Raw genomic sequence first — 17013 nt, 5'->3', positions numbered from 1 at the left:
GGCGAATGGAGCGTGCGCAAGCAGCACATCGCGGCCCTTGTCTGGCGCGTCGGACCTTCGGTGCCGGAATCTCAGCCGGAAGCGTGCACGCCGTATCGGCGACAAACGCCTTTGCCATCGTTCTACCCACGAGCGAACTTGAACAATCGGCATTCGTCGCATTCTCGCCGAAAAATGGTCCGCATCGCGCGTCAAGGAGACCTGCAAGGGAGACCCGATGGGGCGGGTCGAAGGGCAGTTCAATGAGTATCGCTCAGGGCCAGACACAGGACCGAGCGCGGGCCGCGTCGGCGCTCCGCGCTGTTTCCGGCCTGCGTTCGACGCTGGCCGGCGATGATCCCGTCACCAACGCGCTGCGCGCCAGTGCGCGCCGCATGATCGGCGTCGCTGTATTCAGTGGCGTCATCAACATCCTGATGTTGTCGGGCCCACTCTATATGTTGCAGGTGTACGATCGGGTGATTCCGAGCCGTAACCTCGCGACCCTGTTCGGCCTGTCGCTGATGGTGCTATTCGCCTATCTGGTACAGGGATATTTCGACGCGATGCGGTCGCGGATGCTGTGCCGGATCGCAACGCTGTTCGATGCCGGCTTGCAGGGCTCGATTCATTCGGCGCTCGCCACCTTGCCGCTGCGCGGCGTCAAGCCGGTCCTGATGCAGCAGCCGTTGCGCGATCTCGACCAGGTACGCACTTTCATGTCGGGCATGGGCCCGACGGCATTTCTGGACATGCCGTGGATCCCGGTCTTTCTGATCGGACTGTTTCTGTTTCACCCTGCGATCGGCTTCACGGCGCTGCTTGGTACGGCGGCGATCATTGCGATGACCTTGCTGACCGAGCGGATCTCGCGCAATTCGACCAAGGCGGCGATGGACATGAACGCGCAGCGCCAGGTGCTGGCGGATGCGACGCAGCGCAACGCGGAAATCGTCCGCGCGCTCGGCATGACGGACCGATTGACGGCGCGCTGGTCGCAAGCCAACGAGCGCTACCTGCAGGAAAACATCCGCGCCACCGACGTCTATGCCAATCTCGGCTCGGCCGCGAAGGTGCTGCGTTACATTCTGCAGTCGGGAATGCTCGGAATCGGTGCCTATCTTGTCGTGGTCGACAAGGCGTCCGGCGGCGTCATGATCGCGTCATCGATCCTGATGGGACGCGCGCTTGCACCCGTCGAAATCGCGCTCGGCACCTGGAAGCAACTGGCCGCCGCCCGCCAGGGCCTCGCCCGTCTGCGCGACATCTGCAAGGCGACCGCGCCGCCGCCGGCGCCGCCGGTCATGCTGCCGCGTCCCTGCCGCGAATTGTCGGTGCAGAACCTCGCGGTGGCAGCCCCCGGTTTCGACATGCCGATCGTGTCTGGTGTCACATTTTCGCTCAAGGCCGGCGCGGGGCTGGCGCTGCTGGGCGCCAGCGCGTCGGGCAAGACTTCGCTTTCCAAGGCGCTGGTTGGAATCTGGCCGGCGCATCGTGGCGCGGTGCGGCTTGACGGCGCCTCGCTCGATCAATGGCGCAACGAGGATCTCGGCCGGCACGTGGGCTATCTGCCGCAGGACGTCGGCCTGTTTGACGGCACCGTCGCGGAGAACATCTGCCGTTTCGACGAACACGCAACTTCCGACGCCATCCTCAAGGCCGCCCAGATCGCCGGCGTCCATGACATCATCCTGCGCCTGCCGGAGGGTTATGCGACGCGAATAGGGGCGGGCGGCATCTCGCTCTCGGCTGGACAGAAGCAGCGCGTTGGCCTGGCGCGGGCGGTGTTCGGTGATCCTTTTCTGATCGTTCTCGACGAGCCCAACGCCAATCTGGATGCCGACGGTGAGAACGCCCTAACCCGCGCCATCGCCATCATGCGCCAGAACAAATCCATCGTCGTCGTCATCTCGCACCGCCCGAGCGCGCTTTCCGCGCTTGATATGACGATGGTGCTCTATGAGGGCAAGGCGATCGCGTTCGGCCCGCGCGAAGAAGTCTTCGCGCGCGTCCGCAACGCGAACGGCAAGGGGGCGCCAGGGGCGCCGCCAGCCCCACCGCAGGCAAAGGCGGATCAGCGCGCATCACTTGCCGAGAGTGTTCCATCATGAAGAATTTCGATCACGTGCATACCGATGAAAGAATTGCGCGACGCCGGGTCGGCGGAACGGATGAGGACGTCGTGGCGCCGCAGGGCCAGGCGCTGATCCTCGAGCTCCAGCGATTGCGGCAGGCTTTCGAGCAGGACAATCTGCAAGGACAGCGGCCGCCGCTTCGCCGTCCGGCGAATGACGAAAGTCCGGCTCCGCGGCGGTCGCGTCCGGCCCGGCCGAAGCGGCCGAAAAAAAAGAGCAAGATGGGCAGGGTGCTGGATTGGCTCGGCCCCTTTGGATCCCAGTCCGACGATTTTGACGGCGAGCCGCCGCCGCGCCGTGGCCGCGTCGCGCGTGAGCCGCAACTCATGGCCCCGCCACCGGCGGCAAGCGTGCGCGGCAATTCACGACTGAACGAACGACACGCGCGCGGTCCGATCATCGCGCCCGACGATCCGTCGCTGATGTACGTGCCGACGTTCAGGCCGGAGCTTTTGCAGATCGACGACAGGCGGGAGCCGCCTCGCATCGAGGCGCCCCAATTGGCGCCGCCGAGCCCGGCAGGGCCGGTGCCACGCGAGCGCTCCGTAACGCAGGTTGTCCGCAATGGCTTGACCGCAGGGGTCGCATTCCTTGCCAACCGCGATGCATCGGCGGATGTGGCGGGCGCGCCGGGCGAGAGCATCGTGCTGCGGGCAGGGCGCGCCTTCGAGCGCGAATTGCGCACGGGCTTGCGGGCGCTGCTCGTCGTCGGCGGGTTGGCCGGCGGTTGGATGGTATTCGTGCCGTTGTCGGGCGCGGTCGTGGTGCCGGGCAATCTGGTGGTGCAGTCCAACGTCAAGACTATCCAGCATCCGACCGGCGGCGTGGTCGCGCAGATTCCGGTCCACAATGGCATGCGGGTCAACGCCGGCGATCTGTTGCTGCGGCTGGATTCGACGCAGGCGCAAGCCAGCCTGCAGGTGGTGAGTAAGCAGCTCGATGAAATGCGGGCGAAGATCGCGCGGCTGGTCGCCGAGCGCGACGGTCTGCCCCGGCCCGCGATACCGGCCGAGATGTCGGCGCGGCTTGATGATCCCGGCGTCAAAACGCTGCTGGCCTCGGAGGCTTCGCTGTTCAGGGCGCGGGTGACGGCGCGCGAGAGCCAGAGGGAGCTGTTGCAGAGCAAGGTAACGCAGCTTGGTGACGAGATCGTCGGCCTCGACGCGCAGGTCGCGTCCAAGGCCAAGCAGCTGGAACTGATCACCGGCGAACTCACCGGCGTTCAGGACCTCTTCGACAAGCGTCTGGTACCGCTGGCGCGGCTCACGACCCTGCAGCGCGAGAGCGCGAGAATCGAAGGCGAACGCGGCCAGCTGCTCTCCACGATCGCCGAGACCAAAAACAAGATCGACGAGGCGAAGCTTCAGATGGTCAGGCTCGACCAGGATGTCCGCACCGAAGTCGTCAAGGAACTCGGCGAGGCGCAGGGCAAGGAAGCTGAACTCAGCGAGCGAAGCATCGCGGCGCGCGACGTGCTCGAGCGCATCGAGATGCGCGCGCCGACGTCGGGCGTGATTCATCAGCTCACCGCACACACCATCGGCGGCGTCATTCGCGGCGGCGACACCGTCATGGAAGTGGTGCCGGATTCCGACGATCTGCAGATCGAGGCGCGGTTGCAGCCGAACGATATCGATCAGGTGCGCAAGGGCCAGCAGGCTTTTGTCCGCTTCTCGGCCTTCAACCAGCGGGTGACGCCGCAATTGATCGGTCAGGTGTCGTACGTCTCGCCCGACACCACCCGCGACCAGCAGACCGGCACGTCCTATTTCACGGTCCGGATCATGCTGCCGGAAGAGGAGCGCCGCCGGCTGGCCGGGCTGCAGCTCAGCTCGGGCATGCCGGCGGAAGTCTTCATGCAGACCGGCAGCCGGACCATGCTCAGCTACCTGTTCAAGCCGATTCTGGATCAGTTCCAGCGCGCTTTCGTCGAACGGTGAGGGGGCAACAGGCTTTTGGCGCGTCGTCGCAAATCTTGCCACTCCAGATGGCATCGTTATATCAGGGCTTTCCCACCCACCTGTTTCCGGTGAGCCCCTGCATGACGACCACCACTGCCCCCGAATCCCAGCCGTTCCAGGCCGAGGTCGCCGAGCTTCTGAATCTGATGGTGCACTCGGTCTATTCGGAGACCGACATCTTCCTGCGCGAGCTGATCTCGAATGCGTCTGACGCCTGCGACAAGCTTCGCTATGAGGCGATCTCAGCGCCCGAGCTGATCGCCGACGGCGCGCCGCCCAAGATCCGCATCGCGCCGGACAAAAAGGCCAATACGCTTAGCGTCATCGACAGCGGCATCGGCATGGACCGCCAGGAGCTGATCGACAATCTCGGCACCATCGCGCGCTCCGGCACCAAGTCGTTTCTCTCCCGCCTCACCGAGGCCAAAGACGGCGCCAATCTGATCGGCCAGTTCGGCGTCGGCTTCTATTCGGCCTTCATGGTTGCCGAGCGCATCGTCGTCACCAGCCGTCGCGCCGGTTCCGATCAGGTCTTCGTCTGGTCGTCTTCCGGCGGCCGCGGATTTGAAATCGCTGCTGCCAGCGACGAGGACGCCGAGCGCGTCACGCGCGGCACCGAGATCGTCCTGCACCTGAAGAAGGACGCATCAAAATATCTCGAGACCTACGAGATCGAACGTGTCGTCCGCGCCTGGTCCGACAACATCCAGTTTCCGATCGAACTGGTGCCGGAGGAGGGCGAGCCGCGCCAGATCAATTCGGCCAGCGCGCTATGGCAGCGGCCGAAATCGGAGCTCAAGCCGGAGGACTACAAACAGGCCTATCAGCAGGTCGCCGGCGCATTCGACGAACCGGCGATGACGCTGCATTATCGTGCAGAGGGCCGGCAGTCCTACGCGGTGCTGCTGTTTGCGCCGTCGACAAAGCCGTTCGACCTGTTCGACCAGGCACGCAAGGGCAAGGTCAAGCTTTATGTCCGCCGCGTCTTCATCGCCGACGACGCTGATGTCTTGCCGGCCTATCTGCGCTTCATCCGCGGCGTGATCGACAGCGAGGATTTGCCGCTCAACATCTCGCGCGAGATGCTGCAGAACAATCCGCAGCTCGCGCAAATTCGAAAAGCCGTCACCGGCCGCGTGATATCGGAGCTGGAAAGCCTCGGTGAAAAGGAGCCGGAAGCGTTCGCCAAGATCTGGGACGCGTTCGGCCCTGTGATCAAGGAAGGCATCTGGGAGGACTTTGAGCGCCGCGAGAAGCTGCTCGCATTGTCGCGCTTCACGACGACGAAAGGCGAGAAGCGTTCGCTCAAGCACTATGTCGACGACCTCAGGCCGAACCAGACCGACATCTATTATCTCACCGGCGAGAGCGTCGAACGGCTGAAGTCGAATCCGAAGCTTGAATCTGCAACGGCCCGCGGCATCGAGGTACTGCTGCTGACCGATCCGGTCGACGCGTTCTGGACCTCCGCGTCGCTCGATTTCGGCGGCAAGCCGCTGAAGTCCTTAAGCCAGGGCGATATCGATTTCGGGCTGATCCCGCTTTTGGATGAAAAGGCTGAGGACAAGAAGGACGAAGCCGGCGCCGATGAAGCCACGACGATCGCGCTGATCAAAGACGCGCTCGGCGAACGCGTCTCCGACGTGCGCGCCTCCCAGCGCCTGACCTCGAGCGCGTCGTGCCTCGTCGCCGGCGGCGGCGCACAGGACCGCATGCTCGAGCGGCTGCTGGCAATGCAGAACAAGGGGCCGACCACCAAGCCGATCCTCGAGATCAACATGCGCCATCCCCTGGTCACGGCAATCGCCGGCGACAAGGACGCGGCCAGGGACCTGTCGTTCCTGCTGTTGGAGCAGGCGCAGATCCTCGACGGCGAGTTGCCGGAAGACCCGGCGGCGTTTGCCAACCGGCTCAACCAGTTGGTGCTGCGCGGGATCGCGAAAGGGTAGGACGTTCTGCCGCGCGCCTGAACCGGATTCCAAAACTGGCCGTATCTGCTAGGAAAGGCGCGAACGCGGAGTAGCCCAGATCGCCATGACGACGTCTGACGGCACCGACATTTTCTACGGCGCGATCCCGGTCTTTCGCGGCTTCGGCAGCCTGATGGACCCGGCGCTGTATACGCCGTTGCCTGATGATTGGTCCGTCGGTGTCGCCGACATCGTCGAGTCGACCAAGGCGATTGCCAATCAGCGCTACAAGGCGGTCAACATGGCTGGCGCCGCCGTGATTGCGGCCGTGACCAATGCGCTTGATGGCCGCGAGTTTCCGTTCGTGTTCGGCGGCGATGGTGCGAGCTTTGCGGTGTCGCCGGCCGATCTTGCGCCCGCCCGCGAGGCGCTGGCGGCGACCGCGGCCTGGGTCAAGGCTGATCTCGATCTGATGATGCGGGTGGCGCTGGTGCCGGTGAAGGATATCCGCGCGCAGGGCCTCGATATCAAAGTCGCCCGCTTCGGGCCGTCGTCCAATCTGTCCTATGCGATGTTTTCCGGCGGCGGGCTGGGATGGGCGGATGCCGCGATGAAGCGGGGCGAATTCGCCGTTCCGCCGGCGAAGCCGGGAACGCAGCCCGATCTGTCCGGGCTGTCGTGCCGGTTCGAGGAAATTCCCTCCTCTCGCGGGCTCATTCTGTCGGTGCTGGTAGTGCCGGCCAAGGGCGCCGATCCACACGCCTTCCGCAAGGTGATCGAGGATGTCATCAAGCTGGTCGAGCAGAGCCCGGATGCGGGCCGGCCGGTGCCACCAGATGGGCCGCCGCTGCGCTGGCCGCCGGCCGGCGTTGAATATGAGGCGCGCGCCGCGCGCGGCGGGCCCCTGTTGAAGCGACGCACCGTCGTGCTTGCCTTCACGCTGTGGGCTTATGTGGTGATGCGATTCGGCATCAAGGTAGGCAATTTCGTGCCGAAGAACTACGTGAAGCAGGTGGTGGAGAATTCCGACTTCCGCAAATATGACGACGGCCTGCGGATGATCCTCGATTGCACGGAAGAGCTGGAGCAGGCGCTGACGGAGCTTCTGGCAGAGGCGGCTTCAGCCAAGATCGTCCGCTACGGCCTGCACCGGCAGGACGCAGCGATGATGACCTGCTTCGCGCCCTCGGTGATGCGCAGCGATCACGTCCACTTCATCGACGGCGCCCGCGGCGGCTACGCGTCGGCGGCGTCAGCGCTGAAAGCGATGGCGGCGTAGAAGAACCGCGCGAGAATTTGCGGATCCATCTGCCGATCGAATATGCGGCGGCACCCCCACCCCAGCCCTCCCCCGCAAGCGGGAGAGGGAGTCTAGCCGTTGCTTGGAGAGAGCCGTCGCCGCGAGCGAGATGCGTTCCCTCTCCCGCACTTGCGGGGAGGGCTAGGGTGGGGGCTCGCGCCGCATCGGCAGTATCAACGTATCCAGTTCACCGCCCCACGCGCGTCCAGTTTTCGCCGCCGCAGAGCGCGCCGACGCAACCTTCGACCTTTAGCGTGTCTGCGCCTGTTACCGAGACGCTGCTGGCGTAGGTGCCGCCGTCATCGGCGTTGTAGATCTGGCCCGACCATTTGTTGGGACCGCTGAGGCTCATGCCGCTGAACAGGGGAAGGCCGATCATCGGCCGCTTCTTTAGCGCCGGGTTCGGATTCTTGTCGTCGACCTGAGGCTTGCCGGTGGCCGGGTCGATCGGCTCCTTCAGCCCGACGATCACGCCGCAAATTCCACCCCCGCATTTGCTGATCTTCACCCTGGCATCGCCCGCCTGCGTCAGCCAGACGCCGGTCGGTTCGCCTGCGCCTTGCGCGAAGGCGGATGGCGCGGCCAGCAATGCCGCCGAGATCGCGATGATGAAAGCCGTTTTGCAAGCCATGAATCATTCCTTCGAAAAAGGAGGCCTGCATAGCAACAAATCAGATTTGTGCAACGTCGGATTGAGTGCAACTTGTCGTTATCATTTGCCCCAGCGGGTCAGACGGATCGACAGCGCCGTGCCGACGCCGTAAACGACCATCGCTGCGCCGACCAGTGCGAACAAGGCTGATGCCGGCGCGCCCATGGAGGCCAACCACCAGCCGCCGCCTCCGACCATCAGCAATCTTGCGGTGCCGGCCATCACGGGACCGCCGACCTTTGCGGCACCCTGCGAAGAGAAATAGAGGCACACGCCAAGGCCGAAGAAGGCGAACGCCGGGCCTGCCCAGGTAAAATAGGCGTGGGCTGCGGCCGTAACGCCGGGATCGCTGGTGAACATCGAAATCCAGAGCGACGGTTTTGCCGCGACGATCAACCCAATGGCGCCCACGGTGATACCGGCCGCAGCGCCGGCGATCCAGGCCACCTGGCGCGCGCGCGTCACGAGGCCCGCGCCCATGGCCATGCCGACCATCGGCACCGAGGCGACGCCGAACGCGAATGCGATCGGCGTGAGCAAGAATTCCAGCCGCGAGCCCATGCCGTAACCGGCCAACGTCTCGGCACCGTAACTGGCCAGGATTTTGGTGAAGATCAGCACCGTCAGCACGGTTTGCAGCGGCGCCAGGCAGGACACCGCGCCGACCTTGAGAATGTCGAAGAACATGGCGCGCTGGAATTTGAAGCCCGCGAAGTTCAGCGTCAGCCGGCTGCGGCCGCTGACGAGATACCAGGCAAGAAACATCGCGCCGAGCGTGAAAGCGGTGAGCTGGCCCGCGGCGACGCCGCCCATGCCGAATTTCGGCAGGCCGAACAGCCCGAGGCCCAGCGCGCCGCCGACGGCAATCTGCACCAGCGCGGTGCCGATCAGTGTCACCGACGGAATCCGCATGTCGCCAGTGCCACGCACCACCGAAGCCAGCGTGTTGACCAGCCAGATCGCGATCGCGCCGGAGAACAGCACGTGCGAATATTGCATGGCCTGTTCGAGCACGCCGCCGCTGCCGCCGAGCAGCGTGTAAAATGCGCGGCCGAAGGCCAGCATCATCACTGTGAAAAAGATTCCGGCGCAGGCGCCGATCATCGCCGCATGCAGCGCCAGCGTCGCCGCGCGGTCGCGGTCGCCTGCGCCGATCGCGCGGCTGATGGCGGAGGAAACGCCGCCGCCCATCGCGCCCGCCGACATCATCTGCGTCAGCATGACGAACGGAAACACCAGCGCTATCCCGGCGAGCGGCTCGGTGCCGAGCCGGCCGATATAGGCGGTCTCGGCGACCGCCACCAGCGTCGTGCCGACCATGGCGATCGCATTGGGAAGCGCGAGCTTCAATAGCGTCGGCAGGATCGGCGAGGTGAGCAGCGCGTTGGTCAGCGCGGGCGGAACGGCGGCAGTGGGACGCATGTCGAGCGGGGCGTCAATGGTCATGCGTCACCGGTGATCCAAATCGAATTAGATTACGGATGACATGTTATTGGCCTTGACTGGCGCAAGCCACCCGCGCTGGTGCACGGGTCACCATGGCAGGCCGCATAGGTCGATTATTCCGTCGCGCGGCTTGCGGGTGAAATCGAACACGTATGGTGCCATGGCCTCGAAGCGAATTCTTCCCTCCGGCTGCTCGGCATAGACCTCGCCGTTGAACGCATGCCAGCCGCGCGCCTGATAGAATGCTTCATTGTGGGGCTCGCAAAACAACATCGCGAACCGCACCGCTTCGTGATCGCGCAGGGTCCTGATCGCGGCGTTGAGCGCGAGCGTGGCATAGCCGCGTCCCCGGCAATCCTCCCGCGTCGAGACGCCGCCGATGCCGCCGATCTGGACCTTGTGCCCATCCCAGGTCGCGGTGCGGAAATAGATGCCGACATGGCAGGCCAGACCCGGCCTCTCCGTATCCTCGGGTGCGTCAATCAGCACGCGCAGATCGGCGTCGGCCCATTTGACGTGGCCCCAGGACAATTTTTCGACGACTTCGCGAGGCCATACCGCCTGCATCAGCGGTTCAGCCCGTGGCCATGAGGAGTCCCCGTTCAGGACGTCGATCTCGATGCTCATTTCATCACCATACAGCGCTGACGCTTGCGGCTGCCATGCCCGTCATACGCGGGACGCGGAACGCTTTACCGGAAGCCCTGCCGTTCTTGCCAAATTGCGGTGTTTATGCGCAATGGAACCTTCTATAAGAGTTCCCGTTAGACCAGACCACGTCTCCCATCAGTTCGGACATCACCCCATGACCTTCACGCTGCCCAATCTGCCCTATTCCCACGACGCCCTTGCGCCTCACATGTCCAAGGAAACGCTGGAATACCACCACGACAAGCATCACCAAGCTTACGTGACCAACGGAAACAACGCGATCAAGGGGACTGAATTCGAAGGCAAGTCCCTGGAGGAGATCGTCAAGGGTTCGTTCGGCAAGAATCCGGCCGTGTTCAACAATGCCGGCCAGCACTACAATCACCTGCATTTCTGGAACTGGATGAAGCCGAATGGCGGCGGCAGCAAGCTGCCCGGCCGCCTGGAGAAGAAGATCAACGAGGACCTCGGCGGTCTCGACAAGTTCAAGGCTGATTTCGCCGCCGCCGGCGTCGGCCAGTTCGGCTCCGGCTGGTGCTGGCTGTCGGTCAAGAACGGCAAGCTCGAAATCTCCAAGACCGCGAACGGCGAGAGCCCGCTGGTCTATGGCGCGACGCCGATTCTCGGCTGCGACGTCTGGGAGCACTCCTACTACATCGACTATCGCAATCGCCGTCCCGATTATCTGAAGGCGTTCTGCGATAATTTGATCAACTGGGACTACGTCGACGAGCTGTTCGGCAAGGCCGGAGCCTGAAGTCTAACATCGTCATTCCGGGTTCGATGTTGACGCGTCGCCCCGGAATGACCGCGGAGTGACTATCCATGGGGCGGTAGTGCGGCTACCGCCCCTTTTCGTTGGCGCAGTACCTTCGAACCTTGCAGGGAGGGCTCCCGTGCGGCACAAGCATTTTGCCGGGATGTCGCCGATCATGGAAAATTGCTGAGATGAGCTATCTCTTGGTCTTTTTTGGCGGCGGCCTTGGCGCGACGCTGCGCCACCTCATCAATATCACCTGCGCCCGCTGCCTTGGCACCGGATTTCCCTGGGGCACCTTCATCATCAACATCAGCGGCTCGACCGCGATGGGGCTGATCGCGGGCTATCTCGCCTTCAAGGGCGAGGCCTCGCAGCCCTGGCGGCTGTTTTTGATGACCGGCGTCCTCGGCGGCTACACCACGTTCTCGGCCTATTCGCTCGATGCCGCGCTGCTCTACGAGCGCGGCGAGCTTGGGCTCGCGGCGCTTTACGTGGCTGGCTCCGTCGTGCTCTCGATTGCCGGGCTGTTCGGCGGTCTTGCACTGGTGCGGCAGTTCGCCTGAACCAATCGCCCGTACGAACACGGGCTGCGTGACGTCCTCGCATGGGCGTCCTTGAGAAGCGCATGGGTATCGCGCGAGCTTCCGTTTGCTTCGCCACACGTGCGGGACTAAGCAGAATGGATCTGCTTCACCCGCCAAACCCACAGCCTTGTCAGAACCTCCGCTAAAGGACCCGGCGCCAGCCGACGACGCCGAGCCGAAGCCACGGCGTGCCCGCAAGCCGGTCGGCTGGTCGATGATCGTGATCGGCGCGCTCGTCGCGATCTGCGCCGTACTGGTATGGCGGCGCGACGGCATCGATGGCGTGCTCAATATCCTCACCCATGACCTCTGGCTGTTCGGCGAAATCATCCCGCGCGTGCTGGCCGGCTGCCTGCTCGGTGGATTCATTGCGGAAATTCTGCCGCACGACAAAGTCTCGCGTTCGCTCGGTCCGGAATCGGGCTTGAAGGGACTTTTGATCGGAACGGCGTTCGGCGCGATCCTGCCGGGCGGCCCCTTCACCGCCTATCCGGTGGCGGCGGCATTGCTCACCGTCGGCGCCGATTTCGGCGCCACCATCGCGATGGTGGTGAGCTGGACGCTGATCGGTTACGGCCGCGCGGTCGCCTGGGAGCTGCCGATTCTCGGCACCGACTTCACGCTGTGGCGCATTGTGATCTCGCTGCCGATCCCGGTACTGGCCGGCTGGCTCGGCCGCGTCGTCTTCGTGCGGATGTACCCGAAGGGCGAGCCGTCCGAATGACCGCCTCGGCGCTGATCATCGACATCACCCTGTGGGGCTCGGTTGCCATTCTCGGTTTTATGGCGTGGCGGCGCGGCCGCGTCGTGCTGGTGTCGTCGGTGCGCGAAGGCTCGATGGACTTCATCAACATCGTGCCGCGCATTGCGCTCGGCGTGATTGGTTCGGGCTACATCGCCGCCGTCATCCCGCCGGAAGTCATCACCGGCTGGCTCGGCCCGGACAGCGGCTGGCTCGGCGTCCTGACCGCCGTCATCGCGGGCGCGGCGACGCCCGGAGGCCCGGTGGTCGGCTTTTCGATCGGCGCGGTGGCCCTGAAAGTCGGCGGCGGCCCGCCGCAGGTGATCGCCTATGTCGTCGCCTGGGCGCTGTTCGCCTTTCAGCGCATGATCCTCTGGGAAATCCCCTTCATGCCGGCCCGCTTCGTCTGGTTTCGTGCCGCGGTGTCAGTGCCGTTCCCGTTTCTCGCCGCCGCGATCGCGATGGTGATCGGCAAACCGTGATGTGCACGCTCAAGGTGTTATCGATATAACCATAAACCATAGACCGGCAGAACCCCCGCAATTCACCGGATGATGAACTGGTTCTGTCCGTGAATATCGGCTAAGACTGACCCCGCTGGGGCGGATCAGCCAATCTAGGGGTGTACATGAAGAAGGGCGACGTGACCTGCTCCAACTGCGGGGCCGGATTCAGGCGGCTTGAGCTTTCGTCACAACGAGGGACCAAGGGCGAGTATCGCTGTCCCGTCTGCGATATGGCGCTGGAGGCAACAGACGGCCGCACGCTCGTTGCCTATCGCCTCACGATCCAGCCTTCCACTCGAAGCTTGAGGGCTTAGCGGGACCGCCTGCCTTGCTCTGAAATTCAGACGGCCCCTGCCGGCCACATTAATCGTCCTGCCCCAGGACAGCGGCCATAGCCGGCCAGCGAAAACACAAGCAAACCTATTTAAAGACCTTATGACAGGGGTCGCCTCGGTTGGCGGCCTCTTTGTAGGTCAGCTCGATTGCTGGGCGCGCCCCGCGGCATGACAAACGGTGCCCTTTGAGAACACCGGTTTGCGGCCACGCCCCTCGTGGACTCCCGTAATGTTATATTATAACGTCGATCCATGCCTCACGCTCACTCTCACGACCACGCGCATCACGCTCACGCCCACAGCCACGGTCCGGCGACGCCGCATCCGGCGCAGGCCGCGCCCTGGTCGATCCTGCGGATGACCGTGTCAGCCCGCCTTGCGGCAGCGTTCGCCGTCAGCGTCGGTCTGTGGGCCGTTGTCCTGGTGGCGATGAGGTGAGCATGACCGTGCAGATCAAATTCCGAAACGTCACGCTCGGCTACGATCGCCACCCGGCGGTGCACCACCTCAATGGCGAGGTGATGGAAGGTGCGCTGCTGGCGGTGATCGGGCCGAACGGCGCCGGCAAGTCGACGCTGTTCCGGGGAGTGGCCGGCATCCTCAAGCCGCTGTCCGGCGCGATTGATCTCGGCGGTCTCGATAGCAGGGACATCGCCTATCTGCCGCAGAGCGTCGACATCGACCGCAGCTTTCCGATCTCGGTGTTCGATTTCGTTGGCAGCGGCCTGTGGCGTTCGACGGGCCCGTTCGGCGGCATCGGCAAGGTCGCGCGCGAGAAAATCCTGGCGGCGCTCGCCGCGGTCGGGCTCAACGGTTTTGAAAACCGCTCGATCGGCACGCTGTCCGGCGGCCAGATGCAGCGCATGCTGTTTGCGCGGGTGCTACTGCAGGATTCGCGCCTCATCGTTTTGGATGAGCCGTTCAACGCCATCGACGCCAAGACGTCGGCGGACCTGATCGCGCTGGTCAGACGCTGGCATGGCGAGGGGCGCACCGTGCTGGCGGCGCTGCACGATCTGGAGATGGTGCGAAGCCACTTCCCCGAAACCCTGCTGCTGGCGCGGGGGCCGGTTGCATGGGGGCCGACCGCCGACGTGCTGACACCGGAAAACCTGCTGGTGGCGATGAAGATGTGCGAAGCCTTCGACGACAGCGCCGCAGCCTGCGCCGCCGATATGCCATCACGGGCGGCCTGATGCTGTACGACGCGCTGTTCGCGCCCTTCATCGAATTCGAGTTCATGCGCCGCGCGCTCGCCGCCGTGATCGCGCTCGCGCTCGGCGCCGCGCCGATCGGCGTGTTCCTGATGCTGCGGCGGATGAGCCTGGTCGGTGACGCCATGGCGCACGCGATCCTGCCGGGAGCTGCGATCGGCTTCCTGGTCTCGGGGCTGAACCTGTTCGCGATGACGACGGGCGGATTGATTGCGGGCTTTACGGTCGCACTGCTCGCCGGCCTCGTCGCGCGCAACACCGAGCTGAAGGAAGACGCCTCGCTCGCGACCTTCTATCTGGTGTCGCTCGCGCTCGGCGTTACCATCGTTTCCATCAAGGGCACCAATATCGACTTGCTGCACGTGCTGTTCGGCAACATCCTCGCGATGGATGATCAGACGCTGCTGGTGATCGCCTTCAACGCCACGATTACACTCTTGGTGATGGCGGTAATCTACCGTCCCCTCGTGATCGAATGCGTCGATCCGCTATTCCTGCGCACTGTCTCTCGCGCCGGCGCGCCCGCGCATCTGGCGTTCCTGGCGCTCGTCGTCATCAACCTGGTCAACGGCTTTCACGCCCTCGGCACCTTGCTCGGCGTTGGCCTGATGATCCTGCCCGCCGGCATCGCCCGGTTCTGGTCGCGCGACATCACTGGCATGATCTGCATCGCGGTCGCAAGCGCGATTGTCTCGGGCTATGCCGGACTGGTGCTGTCGTTTCAGACCAAAATTCCCTCAGGACCCGCGGTCATTCTGATCGCCGCGGCGCTGTATGTGGTCTCGCTGTTGTTCGGTCCCGTCAGCGGCCTGGTCCGGCAGATGTTTCCCGGCCGGCATCTCGAGGCGTAGTCATGATCCGGCTCTTGTTCATCGCTCTCGCCGTGCTCGCGCTCGTCGGCCCGGCCCGCGCCGCGGATCGCCTCAATGTCGTCGCGAGCTTCTCGATCATCGGCGATTTCGTCCGCCAGGTCGGCGGCGATCGCGTCGAGGTCACCACACTGGTCGGGCCCGACAGCGATGCGCATGTTTATGTGCCGGCGCCCTCGGACGCCAAACGGGTTGCGGGTGCAAAGCTAGTGTTCGTCAATGGTCTTGGGTTCGAGGGCTGGTTATCGCGGCTCGTCAAATCCGCCGGCGGAAAGGCGACCGTCGTAACTACGACTACCGGTGTTACGCCGCTCAAGCTCGGCTCGGAAGCTGATCCGCATGCCTGGCAATCTGTCGCCAACGCCAAGATCTACGTCGCCAATATCCGCGACGCGCTGGTGGCCGCCGATTCCGCCAGTGCCGAAATCTTCAAGTCCAACGCCAGCGCCTATCTGGCGCAACTCGACGCATTGGACCGCGAGGTGCGCGAGGCGATCGCCAAGATTCCAGAAGGGCGCCGCAAGGTGATCTCGACCCACGGCGCGTTCGGTTATTTCGCCGCCGCCTATGGCATCGAATTCATTGCGCCGGTCGGTGTATCGACCGAATCCGAGGCCAGTGCCCGCGATGTCGCAAAGATCATCACCCAGATCAGGGCGGCCAGAATACCGGCAGTTTTTCTCGAAAATATCAGCGATCCCCGCCTGATGAGCCGGATATCGGCCGAGACCGGCGCCAAGGTCGGCGGAACGCTCTATTCCGACAGCTTGACCGGCGAAAAGGGCGATTCTCCCACTTACATTGCGATGGTCAGGCACAATATAAAGGCCCTGACCAGCGCGCTGAGCCCATAGGGCAGGGGCCTCCCTGCTGCCGGTGCGCAAAACCATTTCCGCTCCGGAGCCATTAATGTCTGAACTTTCGTCCCAGAAAATTCCAGTGACCGTGCTGACGGGTTATCTCGGCGCCGGCAAGACCACGCTGCTCAACCGCATCCTGTCGGAAAACCACGGCAAGAAGTACGCCGTCATTGTTAACGAATTCGGCGAGATCGGCATCGACAACGATCTCATCATCGGCGCCGACGAAGAAGTGTTCGAAATGAACAATGGCTGCGTCTGCTGCACCGTGCGCGGCGACCTCGTCCGCATCATGGACGGCCTGATGAAGCGCAAGGGCAAGTTCGACGCCATCATCGTCGAGACCACCGGCCTGGCCGATCCGGCACCGGTAGCGCAGACCTTCTTCGTCGACGAAGATGTGCAGAGGAACGCGCGGCTCGATGCGGTGGTGACGGTGGCCGACGCCAAATGGCTGAGCGATCGTCTCAAGGATGCGCCGGAAGCCAAGAACCAGATCGCCTTCGCCGACGTCATCGTGCTGAACAAGACCGATCTCGTCTCCAAGCCGGAGCTTGCCGAGGTCGAGGCGCGGATCCGCGGCATCAATCCATATGCAAAGCTGCACCGCACCGAGCGATGCAAGGTCGCGCTATCAGACGTGCTGGAACGCGGTGCGTTCGATCTCGATCGCATTCTGGAGATTGAGCCGGAATTCCTCGATGCCGGCGACGATCATCACCATCATGATCATGATCACCATCATGGCCATGATCACCATCACGGCCACAGCCATGGCGGATTGAAGCACTACCACGACGAGGATATGCAATCGCTGTCGCTGCGGTCGGACAAGCCGCTCGACCCGACCAAATTCATGCCGTGGCTGCAAAACCTCGTCGCCACCGAGGGCCAGAAGATCCTACGCTCGAAGGGCATCCTCTCCTTCACCGACGACGACGACCGTTATGTGTTCCAGGGTGTGCACATGATGCTGGAAGGCGATCATCAGCGGAAGTGGAAGGAAGGCGAGCCACGCGAAAGCCGCGTCGTCTTCATCGGCCGCGAATTGCCGGAAAAGACAATCCGCGAAGGTTTCGAAAGCTGCATTGCTGCGTGAGACGGAAAAC

General features: G+C 63.8%; 16 protein-coding genes. 13 read left to right on the top strand and 3 right to left on the bottom strand.

Annotated elements, in window-relative coordinates:
- Positions 1-374 precede the first annotated feature (374 nt).
- The 4 genes from RX328_RS38920 (at position 375) to RX328_RS38905 (ending at position 7264) form a co-directional block, all read left to right on the top strand.
- Positions 375-2090: a type I secretion system permease/ATPase gene (locus RX328_RS38920; RefSeq protein WP_213247120.1), complete on the top strand. Its 1716-nt coding sequence runs from the start codon at positions 375-377 to the stop codon at positions 2088-2090.
- Positions 2087-4054, top strand: coding sequence for an HlyD family type I secretion periplasmic adaptor subunit (locus tag RX328_RS38915; protein WP_213246959.1), 1968 nt, complete (start codon positions 2087-2089; stop codon positions 4052-4054). The genes RX328_RS38920 and RX328_RS38915 overlap by 4 nt, the downstream gene beginning before the upstream one ends.
- A 101-nt stretch (positions 4055-4155) precedes the next feature.
- Positions 4156-6024, top strand: coding sequence for a molecular chaperone HtpG (gene htpG / locus RX328_RS38910; protein WP_213246961.1), 1869 nt, complete (start codon positions 4156-4158; stop codon positions 6022-6024).
- 85 nt (positions 6025-6109) lie between these two features.
- Positions 6110-7264: a DUF3095 domain-containing protein gene (locus tag RX328_RS38905; RefSeq protein ID WP_213246963.1), complete on the top strand. Its 1155-nt coding sequence runs from the start codon at positions 6110-6112 to the stop codon at positions 7262-7264.
- 208 nt (positions 7265-7472) lie between these two features.
- Here the strand turns inward: RX328_RS38905 and RX328_RS38900 are convergent, their stop codons facing one another.
- From RX328_RS38900 to RX328_RS38890, 3 genes are all read right to left on the bottom strand, one after another.
- Positions 7473-7916 carry a DUF2147 domain-containing protein gene (locus RX328_RS38900; RefSeq protein ID WP_213246965.1) on the bottom strand — a complete coding sequence of 148 codons (444 nt, stop codon included), beginning with the start codon at positions 7914-7916 and terminating at the stop codon, positions 7473-7475.
- 81 nt (positions 7917-7997) lie between these two features.
- Entirely contained in the window at positions 7998-9383 is a 1386-nt protein-coding gene (locus tag RX328_RS38895) for an MATE family efflux transporter (protein ID WP_213246967.1), read from the bottom strand.
- An 87-nt stretch (positions 9384-9470) separates the two neighbouring features.
- Positions 9471-10010: a GNAT family N-acetyltransferase gene (locus tag RX328_RS38890; protein ID WP_213246969.1), complete on the bottom strand. Its 540-nt coding sequence runs from the start codon at positions 10008-10010 to the stop codon at positions 9471-9473.
- A 178-nt stretch (positions 10011-10188) separates the two neighbouring features.
- Here RX328_RS38890 and RX328_RS38885 point away from each other — a divergent pair, with 178 nt between their 5' ends.
- The 9 genes from RX328_RS38885 to RX328_RS38845 all read left to right on the top strand — a co-directional run bounded on the left by RX328_RS38885 (position 10189) and on the right by RX328_RS38845 (position 17003).
- A complete protein-coding gene (locus tag RX328_RS38885; RefSeq protein ID WP_213246971.1) occupies positions 10189-10791 on the top strand; it encodes a superoxide dismutase in 603 nt (200 codons plus the stop codon).
- Positions 10792-10982: 191 nt separating this feature from the next.
- Positions 10983-11357, top strand: coding sequence for a fluoride efflux transporter CrcB (gene crcB, locus RX328_RS38880; protein WP_213246973.1), 375 nt, complete (start codon positions 10983-10985; stop codon positions 11355-11357).
- 148 nt (positions 11358-11505) lie between these two features.
- Entirely contained in the window at positions 11506-12102 is a 597-nt protein-coding gene (locus RX328_RS38875; RefSeq protein WP_213246975.1) for a permease, read from the top strand.
- Positions 12099-12602, top strand: a complete 504-nt coding sequence (locus tag RX328_RS38870; RefSeq protein WP_213246977.1) for a hypothetical protein — start codon at positions 12099-12101, stop codon at positions 12600-12602. The genes RX328_RS38875 and RX328_RS38870 overlap by 4 nt, the downstream gene beginning before the upstream one ends.
- 611 nt (positions 12603-13213) lie before the next feature.
- Positions 13214-13399 (top strand): hypothetical protein, encoded by a 186-nt coding sequence (locus tag RX328_RS38865; RefSeq protein WP_249726045.1) that lies wholly within the window; start codon positions 13214-13216, stop codon positions 13397-13399.
- A 2-nt stretch (positions 13400-13401) separates the two neighbouring features.
- Positions 13402-14157: a metal ABC transporter ATP-binding protein gene (locus RX328_RS38860; protein ID WP_213246979.1), complete on the top strand. Its 756-nt coding sequence runs from the start codon at positions 13402-13404 to the stop codon at positions 14155-14157.
- Positions 14157-15026, top strand: coding sequence for a metal ABC transporter permease (locus RX328_RS38855; protein WP_213246981.1), 870 nt, complete (start codon positions 14157-14159; stop codon positions 15024-15026). Before RX328_RS38860 ends, RX328_RS38855 begins: the two co-directional genes overlap by 1 nt.
- 2 nt (positions 15027-15028) lie before the next feature.
- Positions 15029-15898, top strand: coding sequence for a metal ABC transporter substrate-binding protein (locus RX328_RS38850; protein WP_213246983.1), 870 nt, complete (start codon positions 15029-15031; stop codon positions 15896-15898).
- Positions 15899-15953: 55 nt separating this feature from the next.
- Entirely contained in the window at positions 15954-17003 is a 1050-nt protein-coding gene (locus RX328_RS38845) for a CobW family GTP-binding protein (RefSeq protein WP_213246985.1), read from the top strand.
- Positions 17004-17013 lie beyond the last annotated feature (10 nt).

It is taken from the genome of Bradyrhizobium sp. sBnM-33 (assembly GCF_032917945.1).
Lineage (GTDB): Bacteria > Pseudomonadota > Alphaproteobacteria > Rhizobiales > Xanthobacteraceae > Bradyrhizobium.
This window is presented reverse-complemented; position numbering and strand designations above follow the sequence as displayed.

What these genes read in the sequence shown, in the direction of transcription:
- RX328_RS38890 (WP_213246969.1), bottom strand. Translation starts at nt 10,010, where the DNA reads ATGAGCATCGAGATCGACGTCCTGAACGGGGACTCCTCATGGCCACGG.
- RX328_RS38895 (WP_213246967.1), bottom strand. Translation starts at nt 9,383, where the DNA reads ATGACCATTGACGCCCCGCTCGACATGCGTCCCACTGCCGCCGTTCCG.
- RX328_RS38905 (WP_213246963.1), top strand. Translation starts at nt 6,110, where the DNA reads ATGACGACGTCTGACGGCACCGACATTTTCTACGGCGCGATCCCGGTC.
- RX328_RS38885 (WP_213246971.1), top strand. Translation starts at nt 10,189, where the DNA reads ATGACCTTCACGCTGCCCAATCTGCCCTATTCCCACGACGCCCTTGCG.
- RX328_RS38900 (WP_213246965.1), bottom strand. Translation starts at nt 7,916, where the DNA reads ATGGCTTGCAAAACGGCTTTCATCATCGCGATCTCGGCGGCATTGCTG.
- RX328_RS38920 (WP_213247120.1), top strand. Translation starts at nt 375, where the DNA reads ATGATCGGCGTCGCTGTATTCAGTGGCGTCATCAACATCCTGATGTTG.
- RX328_RS38860 (WP_213246979.1), top strand. Translation starts at nt 13,402, where the DNA reads ATGACCGTGCAGATCAAATTCCGAAACGTCACGCTCGGCTACGATCGC.
- crcB (WP_213246973.1), top strand. Translation starts at nt 10,983, where the DNA reads ATGAGCTATCTCTTGGTCTTTTTTGGCGGCGGCCTTGGCGCGACGCTG.
- RX328_RS38865 (WP_249726045.1), top strand. Translation starts at nt 13,214, where the DNA reads ATGCCTCACGCTCACTCTCACGACCACGCGCATCACGCTCACGCCCAC.
- RX328_RS38855 (WP_213246981.1), top strand. Translation starts at nt 14,157, where the DNA reads ATGCTGTACGACGCGCTGTTCGCGCCCTTCATCGAATTCGAGTTCATG.
- RX328_RS38915 (WP_213246959.1), top strand. Translation starts at nt 2,087, where the DNA reads ATGAAGAATTTCGATCACGTGCATACCGATGAAAGAATTGCGCGACGC.
- RX328_RS38850 (WP_213246983.1), top strand. Translation starts at nt 15,029, where the DNA reads ATGATCCGGCTCTTGTTCATCGCTCTCGCCGTGCTCGCGCTCGTCGGC.
- htpG (WP_213246961.1), top strand. Translation starts at nt 4,156, where the DNA reads ATGACGACCACCACTGCCCCCGAATCCCAGCCGTTCCAGGCCGAGGTC.
- RX328_RS38845 (WP_213246985.1), top strand. Translation starts at nt 15,954, where the DNA reads ATGTCTGAACTTTCGTCCCAGAAAATTCCAGTGACCGTGCTGACGGGT.
- RX328_RS38870 (WP_213246977.1), top strand. Translation starts at nt 12,099, where the DNA reads ATGACCGCCTCGGCGCTGATCATCGACATCACCCTGTGGGGCTCGGTT.